The sequence below is a fragment of the Streptosporangium sp. NPDC006930 genome, assembly GCF_040635605.1.
Classification (GTDB): domain Bacteria; phylum Actinomycetota; class Actinomycetes; order Streptosporangiales; family Streptosporangiaceae; genus Streptosporangium.
Window position 1 is genome coordinate 23,339 of the sequence record NZ_JBEYID010000040.1, and the last position, 17,670, is coordinate 41,008.

Genomic DNA, 17,670 nt, shown 5'->3' on the forward strand with positions numbered 1-17,670 from the left:
CGAACACCTGCGCGAGCTCTAATTGGGTGTGCAGGATACGAGGCATGGCGCTGACCGTGAAGCGGGCCTTCAAATTCCGCTTTTACCCGACCCCCGAGCAGGCCGAAGAGCTCGCTCGGACGTTCGGCTGCGTGCGCTTGGTGTACAACCAGGCGCTCCGAGAGCGCAGCCGCGCCTATGCCCTCGAAGGCCGCCGTATCTCCTTCGTGGAGTCCTCAGCGGCGCTGACAGCGTGGAAGCGCACCGACGAGCTGGCGTTCTTGAACGAGGTATCGTCGGTGCCCCTGCAGCAGGCGCTGCGCCATCTTCAGGCGGCGTTCGCGAACTTCTTCGCCAAACGCGCCAGGTATCCGACGTTCAAGTCCCGCAAGAAGTCCCGGGCCTCGGCCGAATACACCCGCTCGGCGTTCAAATACCACGACGGTCAGATCACTTTGGCGAAGATCAACGGGCCGCTGAACGTCGTGTGGTCACGCCCCCTTCCCGAGGGCGCGCGGCCGTCCACGGTGACGGTGAGCAAGGATGCGGCGGGCCGCTGGTTTGTCTCCATCCTGTGCCAGGACACGATCCACCCCCTGAACCCGACCGGCGAGGCGATCGGGCTCGACGCCGGAATCACCGCGCTGGTCACGCTTTCCCGTCCGATCCCGGGGGTAAGCGACACGGACGGCAAGGTCGCCAACCCGCGCCACGAGCGTGCCGATCGGCGCAGGCTGGCCCGCGCCCAGCGAGCACTAGCCCGAAAAAAGAAGGGGTCAATCAACCGACGCAAGGCAAAACTCACCCTCGCCCGGCTGCATGCCCGCATCGGTGATCGGCGCCGTGACTTCCTGCACAAAATCACCACCTCGATCGTCCGCGAGAACCAAGTGGTCGCGATCGAGGACCTTGCCGTGCGCAACCTGATGAAGAACCACAGTCTGGCCCGTGCCATCTGCGACGCCTCCTGGCGGGAACTACGCACCATGCTGGAGTACAAAGCACAGTGGTATGGGCGGGAACTGCTGGTCGTGGACCGGTGGTTTCCCTCCTCGAAGCTGTGCTCGGCTTGCGGTGTCATCGCTCGGTCCATGCCGCTGAATGTCCGGACGTGGGAGTGCGTCTGTGGCGCGATCCATGACCGGGATGTTAACGCCGCGAAGAACATCCTCGCCGCCGGGCTGGCGGAGAGGTGAAACGCCTGTGGAGGACCGGTAAGACCCGACCCGCGAAAGCGACGAAGGCACGGCCCAACGAAGCAGGAAACCCAACCCGTGAGGGTCGGAGTCCCCAGGCTTCAGCCATGGGGAAGAGGTCAACATGATGGACCAGATGGGCTAGCCCGAAGGGATCTCTGGTGCTCGCACCAGGCTTCGAGAACGTCACCTACATGATCGATAGCGTGATGGACCAGGCTGACTCACACGGCGGCACCATCCCAACGGAACGGAGACATCGTGGCCGGAAGGTGGCGCCGTGGCCTCCGGCCCAGGGGCCGCTGACAGGCTTAGCGCTCGACGAGGGTGACGCAGGCGACGCGGATACCGGCCGCGCCGGCCTCCGGACCCGTGCTGCGGGTGGGCTCGGCGTGGATCACGAGCGATCTGGGGAGCCGCCCGGGGACGAGCGCCCAGCCCTGGGTGGCGGTGCCGGTGGCGGCGCCCCGTGCGTCGGTGGTGAAGTCGAGCCAGACCTCGTTCTCGGCGCTCGCGTGGGTGTGGGAGTGCTGGTAGTGCGGCCCGGCGTCCTCCGGTTCGAAGCCGCACGGGTTGACGTGCAGGTGCGCCCCGTACGTACGCCCCGGGAGCATGCCCTTCACGGTGACCGTGGCGGTGGCGAGCACCGCCCCGGACTCCATGTTGACCTGTGCCCAGGCTCCCGGCGGCACGAGCCGGGTGTCGTAGACGATGGCGGAGGCGCGCGGCGCGGGATCGGTGAACGTGCCGCCCCCGATGAGACGGATCTCGCGGGCGCCCGGGGTGGCCGACGCCACGGCCGGGCCGCGCCCGGCGGGATCGGCGGCCTGATCACCGCAGCCCGCGCAGAGCAGAGCCACAGCGGCGAGAACTCCCATGATGCGCATCCACGATCTCCTTGAGCGGCCGGAGAAGAGCAGAGCCCACCATATCGAGTAATCATATGATCACTCTCGGTATTGACCGCTCTCGGCCACGCCGCCCAGGAAGCGCGGGATGTGATCGGCGCGGGAGCGGTTCAGGCGTTGGCCGAGGCGATCTCGTCGATGCGGGCGGCCAGGGTGAAGTCGAGTTCCGTCAGGCCGCCCGCGCTGTGCGTGCTGAGCGCCAGGTGGAGGGTGCGCCAGCGGATGTCGATGTCGGGGTGGTGGTCGAGCTTCTCGGCCTCCACCGCGATCTCGTCCACGATGCGGATCGCGGTCGGGAAGTCGGTGGCGTTGATCGTGCGGCGGATCTCGTCGCCCTCGCGCCGCCACTCGGGCAGGCCGGTCAGCCGAGCGTCCACCGTGGAGTCGTCAAGCAGGTTCATCCCCCCAGGAGATCATGTCTCCGGCGAGGACACCAAGCCTGGGCAGGCTTCCGGCGCGCCTGGCCATGGCCATGATGCCCTGGGCCATGGAGGTGGCGTGGCTGGCCTGGTCGAGGAGGGGCTCCAGCTCGGGCAGCAGTTCGGGCAGCCCGGCGAGGCTCCACTCGTGCCAGCCCGACAGGCGGGTGCCCCCGCTGTCGGGGTCCTCGGCGCGGTAGGCGGCCAGGATCGGGCACTCGCGGTTGATGCGGAGCAGCCATCGCTCGATGTCGGCGTTGAACGCGGCGATCCGGGAGGGCGCGGCGTACAGCCAGCCGTCGTCGCCGATGCGGTCTGACTCGCCGTCGGCGACCGGGTAGGTGCGGACCACCGTGCCGTGCAGGAGCAGACCGCTCGCCACCATGAGCTGGCGGCCCTCGCACCAGTCGAGCGCCCCGCGCAGGGGCGCCGGAACGGTGTCGACGATGACCGCGCGCTGGGAACTGCTGGGCTGACGGGCGAAGCGTACGTGCACCTCGGCCCACATGTAGTAACTCGCCTCCCCCGCACCGAAGAAGGGGAAGGGGAAATCCTGGTCGGGGTGGGCCATGTGTCGGGTTCTCCGCGGGAGAAGGGTCAGGAGTCGTTCCGAATATGAACGACTCCTGACGACGCCCCCGGGATTACTCGCCGAGACCGTTTATTTGACCGGATCCGGTCATTTGACGGCGCCCGAGGTCAGACCCGACTGGATCTGGCGCTGGAAGATGATGTAGATGATCATGACGGGGATGATGGCCATGCTCAGCGCGGCGAACAGTCCCGGCCAGTCGGCCTCGTACCCGGCGCTGGTGGAGATGTTGGCGACGCCCTGGGTGATCAGCCACTTGTCCTCGACGTTGCCCGACAGCAGCACGATCGGCAGAAGATACTGGTTCCACTGGCCCAGGATGTTGAAGATCGTGATGCTGATCAGCCCCGGCCTCGCCATCGGCACCATGATCTGGAAGAACGTCCGGGTGTGCGAGCAGCCGTCCATCATCGCCGCCTCGGCCACCGAGGTGGGCAGCGTCTTGAAGAACGCCGACAGGAAGAAGACGGTGAACGGCAGCGAGTAGGCGATGTAGACGAGGATCAGCCCGAAGTGGGTGTCGATCAGGCCGAGGTTTCTCACCACGAAGAAGAGCGGGACCAGCGCGAGGAAGACCGGGAAGGTCATCCCCGAGACGAACAGGAAGTAGATGAACCTGTTGCCGGGGAAGGTGTAGCGCGCCAGCACGTACGCGGCCATCGAGCCGAGCAGCATGGTGCCCGCCGTGCTGCACGCCACCACGAAGACGGTGTTCAGCATGTACTGGCCGATGTGGGCCTTCTCCCAGGCCCGGCCCCAGGCGTCCCAGCCGAACGAGGCGGGGAGCGTGATCGCGTCCCCGAAGATCTCGGTGTTGGTCTTGAAGGAGGACAGGAACGTCCAGAGGATCGGACCGATGATCAGGATCGCCCAGACCAGCAGCGCGACGTGGGAGAGCGCGCCGAAGACCCCGAGCGGGTTTCTCACGCGGCGCCCGGCGCGCGCGGGGGCGGCGGGGCGGGTGGCGTCGGGCTTGCGAGCCGTGTCCGTGGGAGGCGCAGCCATCAGAACTCGATCCTCTCGCGCCGGGTCACGCGCAGGGTGAGGGCGGCGAACGTGATGGTCATGAAGAACAGCGCCACGCCCATCGCCGAGGCGTAGCCGAACTTGGAGAAGTTGAACGCCGTACGCCAGATCTCCAGCGGGAGCACCGTCGTGGAGTTGTCGGGCCCGCCGCGGTCGACCGAGAGGACCTGGACCAGGGCGAAGGCGTCGAACGCGGCGATACCGAGATAGACCCAGGCGACCTGCATGGTGTCCCACAGCAGCGGGATCGTGATCCTGAAGAACAGGGTGAACCGGCCCGCGCCGTCGAGCGCGGCGGCCTCGAACACGTCCTTGGGGATGGAGGACATGCCGGCCGAGAACAGGACCACGTAGAAGCCGACGGCCTGCCAGACCATCACCGCGATGATCGACAGCAGGGCGATGTCCGGGTCGATGAGCCAGCCGACCGGCTCGATGCCGACCTTGCCGAGCAGGCCGTTGATCACGCCGGTCCCGTCCGGGCGGTAGATCGCCTGGAAGAGCACGCCGACGATGGCGACGGCCAGGACCTGGGGCAGGAAGAAGATCACACGATAGACCTTCGAACCCCAGATCCCGGTCATCCGCCCGTCCCGCTGCCCGCCGCTCAGGTTGAGCAGGAAGGCGAAGAACAGGGCGATCACGATCGTGACCAGCGGCATGACGAGCAGCAGAACACCGTGGTGCCGCACCGCGGCCCAGAAGGCCTCGTCGTCGAAGAGCCTGGTGAAGTTCTCCAGGCCGACGAACTGAGGGTTCGCCGAGATGCCCTTCCAGTTGGTCATCGAGATCTGGAAAGCCTGGATGTACGGGCTGATCACGAAGACCACGTAGAGGAGGACCGGCGCGGCGAGAAAGCCGACGATGAACGGATACTTGCCCTGCCGCATCGGGAGCTACACCGGCCGTTCCTGCTTGGTGATGGACGAGTCCGCCTTGGTCTTGTCGGCTGCCTTCTGCATCTTCTCGCAGAACTCGTCGGCGGAGATGCGGCCGAACATCAGGGCGTTGGTCTGCTTGCGCAGCTCGGTCTCGAACTCCTTGTACCAGTTCTCGAAGCTGCTGAAGGTGACGATGTTCTGGCCGGCGGCGGTCTGCGCGGCGCTGAGGCTCGCGTTGCCCGGCGACAGTTCCAGGCCGTCGGCGGCACCGGTCACGACGGTGATGTTGCCCGACTTCTCGGTGAAGCCGCGCGCGCCCTCCTTGGAGAGCATGATGCGCAGATACTCCAGGCCGCCCTTGGGGTTCTTCGCCTTGGCGGGGACGATGTAGGCCTCGCCGGCCGCGGCGCGGATGGCCTCGAAGGGCATCTTGTCGGCGGCGGTGACGCTGGGGGTGGGCGTCAGCGCGTACTTGAAGGTCTCGGGGGTCTGTTCCTTCTGCTCGTTCTCCAGCCAGGAGCCCGACGGGTACAGCGCGATCTTGCCCTGGTTCTGGCGGAGCTGAACCTCGGTGTGGATGAGGCCCTCGAAGGACTTGTCCATGTATTTGGCGATCTCGGCCCAGGCTGCGGCGGACTGCTTCATCGCGTCGCGCTGCCAGACGCCGTCGACGAGGTTGTCGACGTCGATCAGGATCTGGTTGCCCTCGATCTTCGCGGCGGAGATGAGGATCATCCAGTACATGTAGTAGGAGGCGTTCTTGCCCGCGTACGCGAAGGGGGTGATCCCCGCCGCCTTCGCCGTCTCGGCGAAGGTCTTGAACTCGTCGAAGGTCTTCGGCGGGGTCCAGCCGTTCTTCTCGAACAGCGCGGAGTCGTACCAGAGGCCGTACGCGGAGAAGACGTAGTTCATCAGGTAGGGCTTGCCGCCGATGAGGCCGGACTCGACGGTGCCCGGCGCGACCATGTCGCGCACCTTCTTGCTCGGGTCGTCGATGGAGGGGGCGTCCCACAGCTCGGTGAGCTCCAGGAGCTGGCCCTCCTGCTGCAGGGCGCCGTTGTCCATCAGGTCGGTGCCGGAGTTGGCGATCATGTCGGGGACGTCGCCGCCGGCGAACCTCGGCTGCAGGGTCTGGGCGATCTGCTGGGTGGCGACGTGCTTGATCTGGGCCTGCGGGAACGCCTTCTTGTACAGCGGCTCGTGGACCTCGGTGGCGTAGCTGTCGCCCAGGCCGCCCTTGAAGATGACGACCTCGAGCGGCGCGTCGGCGGCGACGCCGAACGGGTTCGCCGCGGAGATCGCGCCGCTCGCGGAGGGTGCCGCGGAGGCGGCGGGGGCCGGGCCGCCGGCGGTGGCGCAGGCGGTGAGCATCCCTGCGCCGGGGCCGGCGATCAGAGCGGTCATGCCGATCCGGCGGAGCATCTGCCGCCGGGTGATATCTCCGGGCGTACTGGCCGATGTGGACATGTAACCCTCCTGCACGGGGGATCAATTAGGAAAGTTTCCTAAACGTTTGCCCGAAGGTACGTACCCCTGGAGTCCACCGTCAAGAGCTCGCATCCGGTCTAGACCGAGCCGTGATGTCCTCGCGACATATCCGGTAGAAACCAAACGCCAGGGAAGTGCGATCTGGCAACGAAACAGCACATAGCGGTCTAAATTCCTCTACGAACCATTGACGCACGACCTCTGGGGAGGTAGAGGAACCCTGCTCTCCGGCCGCCGACAGGCGGCAACCGGTCTAGACCAGATAATGAAGGTTTGCCGCCCGGTACCGCAACCCCCTACTTTTAACGACATGTTGCTGGCCGAGCAGCGCCGCCTGCTGTGTGAGTACGGCCACCGGGCCGCCGCGACCGGACTGGTCGTCGGGACCGCGGGAAATCTCAGCGTCCGCGCGGGCGACCTGGTCGCCGTGACACCCAGCGGCGTCTCCCTCGACCGGCTGGAGCCCGAGGCCTGCCCGGTCGTCGACATCGAGGGACACCTCGTCGAGGGCGACCTGCGGCCGTCGTCGGAGACCCCCATGCACCTCGCGGTCTACGCGACCACCGACGCCGGCGCCGTCGTGCACACCCACTCCGTCTTCGGCACCGTGGTCGCCACGACCATGAGCGAGCTGCCGCCGATCCACTACAACGTCCTGCTGCTCGGCGGGACCGTGAGGGTCGCCGAGTACGCCACCTACGGCACCCCCGAGCTCGCCGCCTCCGTCAGGGCCGCGCTCAAGGACAGGCGTGCCGCGCTGATGGCCAACCACGGCGGGGTCACGATCGGCGACGACCTGGACGGCGCCTTCGAGGCGACCAGGCTGCTGGAGTGGCTCTGCGAGGTCTACGTGCGGGCCAGGAGCGTCGGCGAGCCCCGCGTGCTCACCGAGGAGCAGCTCGCCTCGGTGGTCCGGCGCGCCCTCGACCCGCCCACCTTTCCCCGCCGCGAGGACTGACCGCGGCGCGACCACCTGCCCGTCCGGCACACCGCCGGACTCCCCATCGCGAGGACTGACCCCATGCCCCTGCAGCTCACCGGCGCGCCGAGCGATCCGGACCTCATCCGCCTGCCCTGGGACGTCCCGCTGGAGCAGTGGCCCGAGCACCGCCTGGTCTCCCTGCCCCGCGGCATCTCCCGGCACGTGGTGCGCTTCGCCCGCCTGTCGGGCAAGGTGTACGCGATCAAGGAGATCAGCGAGTACTACGCCAAGCGCGAGTATCGCCTGCTGTGGGACCTGAGCCGGATGGACACCCCGTCCGTCGAGCCGGTCGCCGTGGTCACCGGGCGGACCGGCTCGGACGGCGAGCCGCTCGACTCCGCGCTCATCACCCAGCACCTGCAGTTCTCGCTGCCCTACCGCGCGGTCATGTCGGGGACGGTCCGCCCAGAGACGCTCAACCGACTGCTCGACGCCCTCGCCGTACTGCTCGTACGGCTGCACATCAGCGGTTTCTACTGGGGCGACTGCTCGCTGTCGAACGTCCTGTTCCGCCGGGACGCGGGCTCCTTCGCCGCCTATCTGGTCGACGCCGAGACGGGCGAACTGCACCCCATGATCAGCGAGGGGCAGCGGCTGTACGACATCGAGGTGGCGCACACCAACATCTTCGGCGAGATGCTCGACCTGGAGGCGGGCGGGCTGCTGCACTCCTCCATCGACCCCGAGCAGGTCGCCGACTCGGTCTGCCGCCGCTACCACCGTCTGTGGAGCGAGCTCACCTCCGACGAGATCATCGAAGAGGTCGACTGGCACATGATCGACCAGCGGATCCGCCGGCTGAACTCCCTGGGGTTCGACGTCGCGGAGATGATGGTCCGCCGCAAGGCGGGCACCGGGCGGCTCATCGTCAGGCCCAAGGTCGTGGACGCCGGGCACCACCAGCGCAGGCTGCTGCGGCTCACCGGCCTGGACGTGGAGGAGAACCAGGCCAGACGCCTCCTCAACGACCTCGACTCCTTCCGCGTGTCACACGGTCTTCGCCACGAGGACGAGGCGATCGTGGCCCACCGCTGGCTTGCCGAGGTCTTCCAGCCCACGGTGCAGGCCGTCCCTCAGGAGATGCGGGGCAAGCTGGAGCCCGCGCAGTTCTTCCATGAGGTGCTCGACCACCGCTGGTACATGTCGGAGGAGGCGGGGACCGATGTCGGCCTGCCCGCCGCGGTGAATTCCTATGTGAAGAACATTCTCATTTTCAAGCCGGACGAAAAGGCACTCATCGCCGAGGACTAAAGGGTTGATTTCCATCCGGGGTGCATAACTTCCCCTCGGGGTGGTGAATCCTCCCCCTTCTCCCATGAAACCCCCAGTCGGAGAGAGTGGTTTCCGAGGGTTTTCCCTACGCTGACCGGGCGACGTTCGAAGTCGTCGGCAAGGGAGAGCACGTGCTCGGAATCGAAGACTGTCTCACCGAGGTAATGGCCATCCCCGGGGCCCTGGACGCGATCCTCATCGATCAGACCAGCGGGACCGCGGTGGCCGCCGGCGGTGCGAGCCGTCACACCGACGTGGAGAGGTCGGCCGCGGGGCTGAGCGAGACCCTGCGCGCGACGCTCGACGGGCTCGCCGTCACCGTGCCCGGCGGCACGGTCCGGATCAACGACATGATCGTGACCACGGACGGCGGACACCATTTACTGAAGCCGCTGGAAACGCCGTTCGACGGCCCGCTCGTCATTTACGTCAGGCTCGATCTGGAACGCTCGAACCTGGCACTGGCCCGCCACCGCCTCCAGGCCCTTTCCGGCCGCCTGATATCGACGTGAGCCCATGCCCAGCGTCGAGAACATCCTCAGCGGGCTCGCCGGCGACCACGCCACCGGATCCCTGCGGCTCGGCAAGGCGGGGGTCATCTACCTCACCGACGGCCGCGTGACCTACGCCGAGAGCGCGTCCGCCCCTCGGCTGGAGGACCTGCTGGGCGCCTGCCGCGGCATATCCGCCCACGCCGTACGGCAGGTCAGGCAGGCCACCACCCGCAGGCGACCGGACCCCGCGCCCCTTCCCGAGCCGCGGGAGTCGCGGGAGCCCCAGCCGACGGGCGGCGAGCGGCTGATCGTCCAGGGCCTGCTCACCAGGGGTGAGCTGGAGTTCTGCGTGCTCAGCACGGTGCTCGACGCCGCGTACTTCCTGCTGCGGGCCACCGGGCACCGGCCCAGGTTCCGGCGGGGAGAGCGGCACTGGCTCGGACCGCAGTGGTACTTCGACGCGACCGGCCTGCTCCGGGAGTGCGAGCGGAGGAAGGCGCAGTTGGAACAGATCTGGCCGTCCGCGGAACTGGACACGCTCCCGGTCGTCCCGGTGGAGCGCATCGACGCCCACCGGGTGGTGCTGAGCGCGCTCCAGTGGGAGGTGCTCGTCGGCGCCGACTCCGTCGCGACCCCGGCCGAGCTGGCGCGCAAGCTGGGCCGTCCCGCGTACTCGGTACTGCTCGCCGTACGACAGCTCGCCTCCTCCGGGCTGCTCCGCGTCCCGGAGCCCGGTCCGGCCGAGGCCCCCGCCGCGCCGGACCCGCTGCCCAGGCGGACGAAGGGCGCCACGGAGATCCCGGCGGCCGGGACGGGCTCCGTGGAGACGTCGGAGCGGATCCCCAGGGCGAACGGGGACCCGGCCGACGTCAACCTGCTCATCCGGCTCAGGAACGCATTGGAGGCAATGACTTGAGCCCGGTCACATGCCGATAAGGCTACGGACGCTGAAGTTGATCGGAAGGAGGATGCCGGTGGAACTGCGCGAGGAGATACGCCGTGAGATGGCGATGCTGCGAGAACGCGTACCCGACGTGGACGGGAGCATCGCGTGCAGTGTCGACGGCCTGACGATAGCCAGCGACCTGAGAAACGACATCGAGCAGACGGGCGCGCTCTCCTCCGCGGTGCTCGCCCTGAGCCGCCGGATGACGGGCATCGCCGGCAAGGGCGCCTTCGAGGAGACGCTGATCTCCGGAACCAACGGCTACGCGGCGTTCTACGCCGCCGGACCCAAGATCGTTCTCACAGTCCTGGCACGCCCGGGGACCAATCTCGGGCTGCTCAGGCTGGAGGGCCGCAAAACGGCGGACAGACTCGCCGCCGTCAGCTCACGCACATCGATATCCCAGTGATCGGAGACAGTAATGGGCAACATGGACATCTCGCTCAAGGAGATGATGGCGATCGACGGCGCCATCGGCGCGGTCGTCGTCGACTACAACAGCGGAATGGCGCTCGGCGCGCTCGGCGGGTCCAAGGACCTCGACCTCCAGGTCGCGGCCGCGGGTAACACCGAGGTCGTCAGGGCGAAGATGCGGACCATGGAGTCGCTCGGCCTCAAGGACGGCATCGAGGACATCCTCATCACGCTCGGCACGCAGTATCACGTGATCCGCCCGATCTCGGGCCGGAGCGGTAAAGGGCTGTTCCTCTACCTGGCCCTCGACCGGAGCCGGGCCAACCTCGCGCTCGCCCGGCACAGCCTGCGCGGCATCGAGGAGAAGCTCGAAGTCTGATCCTCCGCTGCGGTTCGCGCCCCGACAGGCGCGGACCGCACCGGAACCCTCCGCACCTCGGGGACGGTGACGGAGGGGTCGGTTCTTCTGGGCCGCCACGCCGCCGGGGACGGTGGCGGTGGCGGAGGCCGGTTCTTCCCGGCTGTCGCGCCGTCGGGGTCAGTTCTTCTCCGCGGCCACGCCGTCGGGGACATGCTCGGAGACGTGCTCGACCATGACCTTGGGCTTGCCGAGCCAGGGCCGCGCCTCGGCACTCACCAGCTGGGTCTGCAGGCCGATGCCCAGCTTCCTCGCCATCGCGAAGACGGTCGTCGGCGGCTGGGCCGGGCTGGTGTCCCTGCGGTTCCACGCGCCGGTGGAGAACGCGACGGGGTGGTTTTTGATCCCCGTGCCGTTGCCCCACTTGGTGACGACGTACTGGATGTCGATGTGGCCCATGCCCCCGTTGCCGTCCACGCCGAGTGTGCGGGAGTTGAACGTGCCGCCGGTCAGGTCGGCGAAGGTCTTGGCGTCGATGTCGATCATGATGCCCCGGTTGGAGGGGGTACCCGGGCCGCGGTCGCCGACGAAGAACTTCGCCTTCTTGCCCTTGTAGAGGACGTATCCCTCGGTGAACAGGGGCCAGCTCGGGCTGGCGATCATGCCCTTCTGCATCGGCTTGCCGCTGGCGGGCAGTCCGGTGTCACCGGCCCGGCCCGAGGAGTCGTCCCAGAAGTAGGAGGCCGTGGTCGCACCCTGGAGGAGAACGGCCTCGGTACCGGCGGGCGCGGCGGCCGCGGGGTCGTTCGCGAGGCGGGTGGAGGCGGGGGCCGCGGAGGCGGGAAGCGCCAGGGCGACACCGCCGGAGAGGAGAAGGCTCGCGGCCGTGAGGGCCGCGGCGAGGCCGCGCCCGAGGGAGGTGTTCCTGTACGAGGGTCGCTCGCCCGGACGGGGCTTGTTCAGGTCGTTCTTGTGCATACCAAAGGAGGGGTGCATGGAGAAAGGGCTCTTTCACGAGGGAACGGGGCGGCCGTGTGCGAACACCGAAGGGGTGCACCGGCGGGGACGCGCTCATCGGAAAAGGTGGCGTAGTCGGATCAGCCGATCGCTACGCGGAGCACGGTCCTGAAGATGCCGCGATCAGGCGCGGCGGGTCGAGGGGCGGGGGGCGGCGTGAAAGTTCAGGTGGTCGGTGCGGACAGTGGGTCCACCGACGTGGTGACGCGGTGATCCATGAGGGGATCTCCTCTCCATCTCGTCTACCGGGTTAGCTGACGGGTTCGGGCGGTGGAGTTGCCCTACCGCCGCGCGTTCGCGGCGGATTCACCCCGGAAAATTGGTTCCCCGGCTCCGGAGCCCTGCGGGCCCTCGGGATTCGACGTCGGCCGGCCGCCTCCTCTTGTGAAGGGCAGGTCGCCAACCGATAACAGTGGACACTACCCACCAAATCGGACAAAGCAAAGCAAACACCACGAAAAACCCAGAAGATCTACCTAAAAGCTTCAAGGAAGCCCCATCGATCGCCCCGCCAGGTCGGCACCCGCCCTACCAGCGAGAACGCCTTCCCCATGCCGTCATTCGCCGCGAGAACCCCCGCCCCCGGACCCGCGCGGGGGCCTCCACCGGCGGCCGACAGCCCGTCCCGCCGGACGAAGCTCCTCCCCGAGATCCGGGATGGGCCCCCGGGTCATCCCCGTCCGGTCAGTCCCACCAGAACGACCAGGCGTTCCTGCCCTTGATCTGCTCGGCGTAGTCGATGAGGGTCCCCGCCCCCTGGATGATGCTGTCGGGACAGAACGTCCAGTGTTCCGCCGCGACGTGCAGGGCGTGCTCGGAGGTCGTCGGAGGCGCGGCGACGCTGAGGTCGAGGGTGTTGAAACCCATCCCGACCACCCGCACCCCGAACCTCTCCTCCCAGCTCCGTACGACGGCCGCGAGCGGGACCATCCACTCGTTGTGGTTCAGGGCGCCCTGCCAGCCCATCACGGCCAGGGCGTCGGCCCCGCGCTCCACCGCGACGAGCCCGAGCGGGGTCCTGCGCTCGGCCACCAACCCGGCGTACCAGTCGGCGACCACACCGGGATCGGCGGCGAGCCTTCCCCCGGGCGCCGGGCCCGGACACTCGGGACCGTAGGGGTCGAGAAGTTCGAGCTGGTCCAGGGTCGCCCTCGCGATCCAGTCGGACCACACCTCGGCCATGAACGCGGCGGCGTTGTAGTTGTCGATCTGAGCGGCGGTGTCAGGGGCGATCTGGCCGGCCGACCAGGGCTGGACGGAGTCCTCCAGCAGAACCGGCCACAGGCCCGACTGCTCGTGCTGAGCCCTCAGCCGGGCCCAGTACTCGCCGGAGACCGTCACCTCACTCAGCCAGAACGCCGGACGGCGACGGACCGCGAGCTGAGCGTAACCGGGGTCGGGCCACACCACGTCCCCCGGCGGCAACTCCACCGAAAGCCTCCTGCCCCCGTCCCCCTCACCTTCGTGGGCTCCTTCTCCCCCATCGGCGAACAGCTGGCCCAGAACTGGCGGGAGTCTCTCACGCTCGCAATCGCTCATCTCTACCGATCCGATCCTGACCACGGATCAATTTTGGCCTGTCAACCATCCCGAGGGACAGTTCTGCCCTGGTCCAGGCAAAAATTATCGGTACAGAGGGGAACAGGGCCGAGCGGGTGCCACCCCTCAACGCTCAACGAGACCGTTCGGGGCTACAGGCCGCGTTCGCGAGGGCGCCGTGAGTCTCGGGGTAATGGGCGGGCCCACGAAGCCGGAGAGCTAAGGCTCGAAGAGCACCAGGGGGTGGCGCCGCGTCATCTCCAGGACCACGCGGCACACCTCCCCCGCCCGTGGGAAGACCGCGTTCATCAGCACGAAGTCCTCGCCCACGGTGAGCGGCTCGGACCACGGTGAGGCGCCGTAGTTCTCGACGGTCAGGTCGGGGAAGAGCGCCGTCAGCTCCTCGTAGAAGGCCGCCACCTCCGGGCGGGGCTCACCGGGTGCGGCTCCGCTCTCGTCCCAGGCGAGATATCGAAGAAGGGCCTCCCGCGCGGTGATCGGCCCGGCCGCAAACCAGACCCCGAGATCAAAGCTCACACCATGTCCTCGTCGTCCTCGTCGTCCTCGTCGTCGCCTGCCCAGCCGTCGAATCCTACGTGCCCGGCGGACGCCTGATATGCGCGAACGGCACGGAAAGATCGACGCCCGAGATGCGCGACCGGTGCGGAAGGATCGACGTCTGGAATGCGCGACCGGTGCGGAAGGCGGACACCTTTATATACGCGTATATACGCGACCGACGAGGAGGGGCGGTGGGGGCCAGGACAACACGGAAAGGGTGCACGCGTGCCCGTGGAGCCGGTTCTGTCAGTGGCGGGCCGTACCCTGCTGGCATGATCATTATCTCCGGCTGGATCCGTGTCGCCCCCGATGCCCGTGACGACTACCTCAAGGGATGCGTGAGCGTGATCGAGCAGGCCCGCGCCGCGTCCGGCTGCCTCGACTTCACGCTTGGCGCCGACCTCGTCGACACCGGCCGGATCAACGTCTACGAGCGGTGGGAGTCGGAGGAGACCCTCGACGCCTTCCGAGGTTCCGGGCCGAGCGACGACCAGGAGACGATGATCCGCGATGCCGAGGTGTCTCGCTACCAGATCTCCGGCGTCGGCCCCGCCTGAGCGGGGTCGACACCACCAGGGAGGGGGATGGCGACGCGGTCCAGGGTCCGGGGTCCGGGGTCCGGCAGACTGGACATGACAGAAAGGGGTCTCGTCATGACCGACAAGCCCATCCTGGAGCCCAGCCCCAGTCACCCGATCACGATCACGCCGAACCCGGCCCGAATCGTCGTCTCGGTGGCAGGCCGGGTGGTCGCCGACTCGCGGAGCGCGTTGACACTGCGGGAGGCGGCGTACCCGCCGGTGCAGTACATCCCGATCGCCGACGTCGACCGCTCGCTGCTGGAGCGGACCGACACCGCCACCTACTGTCCTTTCAAGGGCGACGCGAGTTACTACACCGTCACGGTGGACGGGAAGCAGGCGGTGGACGCGGTGTGGTTCTACGAGTCGCCGTATCCGGCCGTCGCCGAGATCAAGGACCACGTCGCCTTCTATCCCGACCGGGTCGACTCCATCGTCGAGGAACCGGCCGCCTGAGCGCCTTTTCGGCTTGAGTCCGCCGGGAGACGTCCGGCTCTCGTACCCGACCCTCCGATCACCACTGGGACGGGCACTTCGACTCGTACGGCCAACGGTGGGCGGCACCCCGCAGCCGCCCACCGTCGCGTCACAGGTGATCGACTACCAGTCGCCGAGGACGAGGCGGCCCGCGACCGGACCCAGCTGGAACTGGCCGGAGGTGTACCACTTACCGGCGTAGCTCAGCCCCTTCTTCCAGACGAGATAGCTGAACGTGCCGTCGGAGTTCTGATACGCGGCCACGATGTCCTCGGAGCCGTCACCATCCACATCACCCGCGGCCACCCGGTCACCGACCTGCGACATCGTCCACCCACCGGACTCATAATCCGCCGCACGCGCGAACGACGACCCATTGGACGACCACCGCCAGATCGTCATCGACCCATCACCGTCATCACGCATCATCGCCGGCTCGGCCTTACCGTCACCGGTGAAATCACCCACCACCAAACGCCCATCCACCGGACCCAACTCGAACGGCCCCGACGTGTACCACTTACCCGCGTAACTCACACCCTTCTTCCAGACGAGATAGCTGAACGTGCCGTCGGAATTCTGATACGCGGCCACGATGTCCTCGGAACCGTCACCATCCACATCACCGGCAGCGACCCGGTCACCGACCTGCGACATCGTCCACCCACCGGACTCATAATCCGCCGCACGCGCGAACGACGACCCATTGGACGACCACCGCCAGATCGTCATCGACCCATCACCGTCATCACGCATCATCGCCGGCTCGGCCTTACCGTCACCGGTGAAATCACCCACCACCAAACGCCCATCCACCGGACCCAACTCGAACGGCCCCGACGTGTACCACTTACCCGCGTAACTCACACCCTTCTTCCACACATGGAAACTGAACGTGCCATCGGAATTCTGATACGCCGCCACCACATCATCGGCACCGTCACCATCCACATCACCCGCGGCGACCCGCTCACCGACCTGCGACATCGTCCACCCACCGGACTCATAATCCGCCGCACGCGCGAACGACGACCCGCTGGACGACCACCGCCAGATCGTCATCGACCCATCACCGTCATCACGCATCATCGCCGGCTCGGATCGAGTGGTCGGCGCCCACAGCGCATTGACGATGATCTGGGCGTCCCCGGCCTGAAGCTGATACTTGTCCGGGTACGCCGATACTTGCACCGCCTGGCAGACCTCACCGATCGAGGCCGTCGCCCAGGAGTTGTTCGGATACAGCCGAAGCATCTTGTCGAGGAAGGCGTTGGTGGCCCAGGTCGGGTTCAACCGCTGAGCCCGACTGCCCCACGATGCCCGCTGCTGGAACAGGCCCAGACTGTCGTGGTCGACCTCGACGCTGATGTTCTGCAGGTGGGTCTCCACGATCACCGTGGCGATGGCGATCACCGCGGCGCGAGAGGACAGACCCCGGGCTTTGACCGCGTTGACCACCATCCGGGCGCAGGAGGTGCGGTACGCGGACATGTAGCCGCGCATGTCGGACTTCAACTGACTGTTCAGCCGAGTGGCCAGAGCGGCATCGCCGCTGGTCGTACCGTTCGGATCGCAGGGAACTGTCTCGTACGCCACCGCCGCCGACGCCTCGGACGGAGGAATCGTCGGTGCCGGGCTCGGAATCCGGGCGGCCGAGGCCACGGATGGTGCGGCCGCCAGGAGGGCCGCGCTGACGATGACGGTCATGCCGCGACGGAGAATTAACGACACTGATCTTCGCAAGGCTCTTCTCTTTCTCTGCTTGCGACAGCGAGGGGGGTTGTCGAACTCATTCGGTTCCGGGAGCGGGGCGGCCCGGAAGGCCGCCCCGTGTCCCCGAACCGAGGACATACCAAAGGAGCTACCAGTCGCCGAGGACGAGGCGGCCCGCGACCGGACCCAGCTGGAACTGGCCGGAGGTGTACCACTTACCGGCGTAGCTCAGCCCCTTCTTCCAGACGAGATAGCTGAACGTGCCGTCGGAGTTCTGATACGCCGCCACGATGTCCTCGGAGCCGTCACCATCCACATCACCCGCGGCCACCCGGTCACCGACCTGCGACATCGTCCACCCACCGGACTCATAATCGGCCGCACGCGCGAACGACGACCCGCTGGACGACCACCGCCAGATCGTCATCGACCCATCACCGTCATCACGCATCATCGCCGGCTCGGCCTTACCGTCACCGGTGAAATCACCCACCACCAAACGCCCATCCACCGGACCCAACTCGAACGGCCCCGACGTGTACCACTTACCCGCGTAACTCACACCCTTCTTCCAGACGAGATAGCTGAACGTGCCGTCGGAATTCTGATACGCGGCCACGATGTCCTCGGAACCGTCACCATCCACATCACCCGCGGCCACCCGGTCACCGACCTGCGACATCGTCCACCCACCGGACTCATAATCCGCCGCACGCGCGAACGACGACCCGCTGGACGACCACCGCCAGATCGTCATCGACCCATCACCGTCATCACGCATCATCGCCGGCTCGGCCTTACCGTCACCGGTGAAATCACCCACCACC

At 67.4% G+C, this 17,670-nt stretch carries 20 protein-coding genes and 1 riboswitch; of the genes, 9 read left to right on the forward strand and 11 right to left on the reverse strand.

What is annotated here, in order from left to right; genetic code table 11:
* Window positions 1-44: 44 nt before the first annotated feature.
* Window positions 45-1,175, forward strand: coding sequence for an RNA-guided endonuclease TnpB family protein (locus tag ABZ664_RS38230; protein ID WP_362521926.1), 1,131 nt, complete (start codon window positions 45-47; stop codon window positions 1,173-1,175).
* Window positions 1,176-1,486: 311 nt separating this feature from the next.
* On the opposite strand, the gene ABZ664_RS38235 is transcribed toward ABZ664_RS38230, so the two are convergent.
* From ABZ664_RS38235 to ngcE, 6 genes are all read right to left on the reverse strand, one after another.
* Window positions 1,487-2,062: a superoxide dismutase family protein gene (locus ABZ664_RS38235; protein WP_362521928.1), complete on the reverse strand. Its 576-nt coding sequence runs from the start codon at window positions 2,060-2,062 to the stop codon at window positions 1,487-1,489.
* Window positions 2,063-2,193: 131 nt separating this feature from the next.
* Window positions 2,194-2,484, reverse strand: coding sequence for a 4a-hydroxytetrahydrobiopterin dehydratase (locus tag ABZ664_RS38240; protein WP_350945238.1), 291 nt, complete (start codon window positions 2,482-2,484; stop codon window positions 2,194-2,196).
* Window positions 2,471-3,073, reverse strand: a complete 603-nt coding sequence (locus tag ABZ664_RS38245) for a hypothetical protein (protein WP_362521931.1) — start codon at window positions 3,071-3,073, stop codon at window positions 2,471-2,473. Before ABZ664_RS38245 ends, ABZ664_RS38240 begins: the two co-directional genes overlap by 14 nt.
* A 108-nt stretch (window positions 3,074-3,181) precedes the next feature.
* The gene (locus ABZ664_RS38250) at window positions 3,182-4,099 is read right to left on the reverse strand and encodes a carbohydrate ABC transporter permease (RefSeq protein ID WP_362521933.1); all 918 of its coding nucleotides are present in this window, start codon (window positions 4,097-4,099) and stop codon (window positions 3,182-3,184) included.
* Complete coding sequence (locus ABZ664_RS38255) at window positions 4,099-5,010, reverse strand: sugar ABC transporter permease (protein ID WP_362521935.1); 912 nt, start codon at window positions 5,008-5,010, stop codon at window positions 4,099-4,101. The genes ABZ664_RS38250 and ABZ664_RS38255 overlap by 1 nt, the downstream gene beginning before the upstream one ends.
* A gap of 6 nt (window positions 5,011-5,016) precedes the next feature.
* Window positions 5,017-6,468 carry an N-acetylglucosamine/diacetylchitobiose ABC transporter substrate-binding protein gene (gene ngcE / locus ABZ664_RS38260; protein WP_362521937.1) on the reverse strand — a complete coding sequence of 484 codons (1,452 nt, stop codon included), beginning with the start codon at window positions 6,466-6,468 and terminating at the stop codon, window positions 5,017-5,019.
* Between the two features lie 331 nt (window positions 6,469-6,799).
* Here ngcE and ABZ664_RS38265 point away from each other — a divergent pair, with 331 nt between their 5' ends.
* The 6 genes from ABZ664_RS38265 (at window position 6,800) to ABZ664_RS38290 (ending at window position 10,976) form a co-directional block, all read left to right on the forward strand.
* Window positions 6,800-7,447 (forward strand): class II aldolase/adducin family protein, encoded by a 648-nt coding sequence (locus ABZ664_RS38265; RefSeq protein WP_362521939.1) that lies wholly within the window; start codon window positions 6,800-6,802, stop codon window positions 7,445-7,447.
* 63 nt (window positions 7,448-7,510) lie between these two features.
* Entirely contained in the window at window positions 7,511-8,722 is a 1,212-nt protein-coding gene (locus tag ABZ664_RS38270; RefSeq protein ID WP_362521941.1) for a DUF4032 domain-containing protein, read from the forward strand.
* Window positions 8,723-8,874: 152 nt separating this feature from the next.
* Window positions 8,875-9,255, forward strand: coding sequence for a roadblock/LC7 domain-containing protein (locus ABZ664_RS38275; RefSeq protein WP_362521943.1), 381 nt, complete (start codon window positions 8,875-8,877; stop codon window positions 9,253-9,255).
* Window positions 9,256-9,259: 4 nt separating this feature from the next.
* Window positions 9,260-10,153, forward strand: coding sequence for a hypothetical protein (locus tag ABZ664_RS38280; protein WP_362521945.1), 894 nt, complete (start codon window positions 9,260-9,262; stop codon window positions 10,151-10,153).
* Window positions 10,154-10,205: 52 nt separating this feature from the next.
* The gene (locus ABZ664_RS38285) at window positions 10,206-10,592 is read left to right on the forward strand and encodes a roadblock/LC7 domain-containing protein (RefSeq protein WP_362521947.1); all 387 of its coding nucleotides are present in this window, start codon (window positions 10,206-10,208) and stop codon (window positions 10,590-10,592) included.
* Between the two features lie 12 nt (window positions 10,593-10,604).
* Window positions 10,605-10,976, forward strand: a complete 372-nt coding sequence (locus ABZ664_RS38290) for a hypothetical protein (protein WP_362521949.1) — start codon at window positions 10,605-10,607, stop codon at window positions 10,974-10,976.
* Window positions 10,977-11,135: 159 nt separating this feature from the next.
* Here the strand turns inward: ABZ664_RS38290 and ABZ664_RS38295 are convergent, their stop codons facing one another.
* The 3 genes from ABZ664_RS38295 to ABZ664_RS38305 form a co-directional block, all read right to left on the reverse strand.
* Window positions 11,136-11,951 carry a hypothetical protein gene (locus ABZ664_RS38295; RefSeq protein ID WP_362521951.1) on the reverse strand — a complete coding sequence of 272 codons (816 nt, stop codon included), beginning with the start codon at window positions 11,949-11,951 and terminating at the stop codon, window positions 11,136-11,138.
* 245 nt (window positions 11,952-12,196) lie between these two features.
* Window positions 12,197-12,346, reverse strand: a riboswitch (cyclic di-AMP (ydaO/yuaA leader).
* A gap of 310 nt (window positions 12,347-12,656) precedes the next feature.
* Entirely contained in the window at window positions 12,657-13,403 is a 747-nt protein-coding gene (locus ABZ664_RS38300; RefSeq protein ID WP_362521953.1) for a DUF4253 domain-containing protein, read from the reverse strand.
* Window positions 13,404-13,730: 327 nt separating this feature from the next.
* On the reverse strand, window positions 13,731-14,048 hold the full coding sequence (locus ABZ664_RS38305; protein ID WP_350945225.1) for a hypothetical protein: 318 nt from the start codon (window positions 14,046-14,048) through the stop codon (window positions 13,731-13,733).
* Between the two features lie 296 nt (window positions 14,049-14,344).
* On the opposite strand from ABZ664_RS38305, the gene ABZ664_RS38310 reads away from it, so the two are divergent.
* Both ABZ664_RS38310 and ABZ664_RS38315 read left to right on the forward strand, forming a co-directional pair.
* Complete coding sequence (locus ABZ664_RS38310; RefSeq protein ID WP_362521955.1) at window positions 14,345-14,629, forward strand: antibiotic biosynthesis monooxygenase family protein; 285 nt, start codon at window positions 14,345-14,347, stop codon at window positions 14,627-14,629.
* Window positions 14,630-14,725: 96 nt separating this feature from the next.
* Window positions 14,726-15,109 (forward strand): DUF427 domain-containing protein, encoded by a 384-nt coding sequence (locus tag ABZ664_RS38315; RefSeq protein ID WP_362521957.1) that lies wholly within the window; start codon window positions 14,726-14,728, stop codon window positions 15,107-15,109.
* 144 nt (window positions 15,110-15,253) lie between these two features.
* Here ABZ664_RS38315 and ABZ664_RS38320 read toward each other — a convergent pair whose 3' ends face one another.
* Both ABZ664_RS38320 and ABZ664_RS38325 read right to left on the reverse strand, forming a co-directional pair.
* Complete coding sequence (locus ABZ664_RS38320) at window positions 15,254-16,837, reverse strand: VCBS repeat-containing protein (RefSeq protein WP_362521959.1); 1,584 nt, start codon at window positions 16,835-16,837, stop codon at window positions 15,254-15,256.
* Between the two features lie 154 nt (window positions 16,838-16,991).
* The coding region (locus ABZ664_RS38325; protein WP_362521961.1) for a VCBS repeat-containing protein at window positions 16,992-17,670 on the reverse strand (679 nt) is incomplete at its 5' end.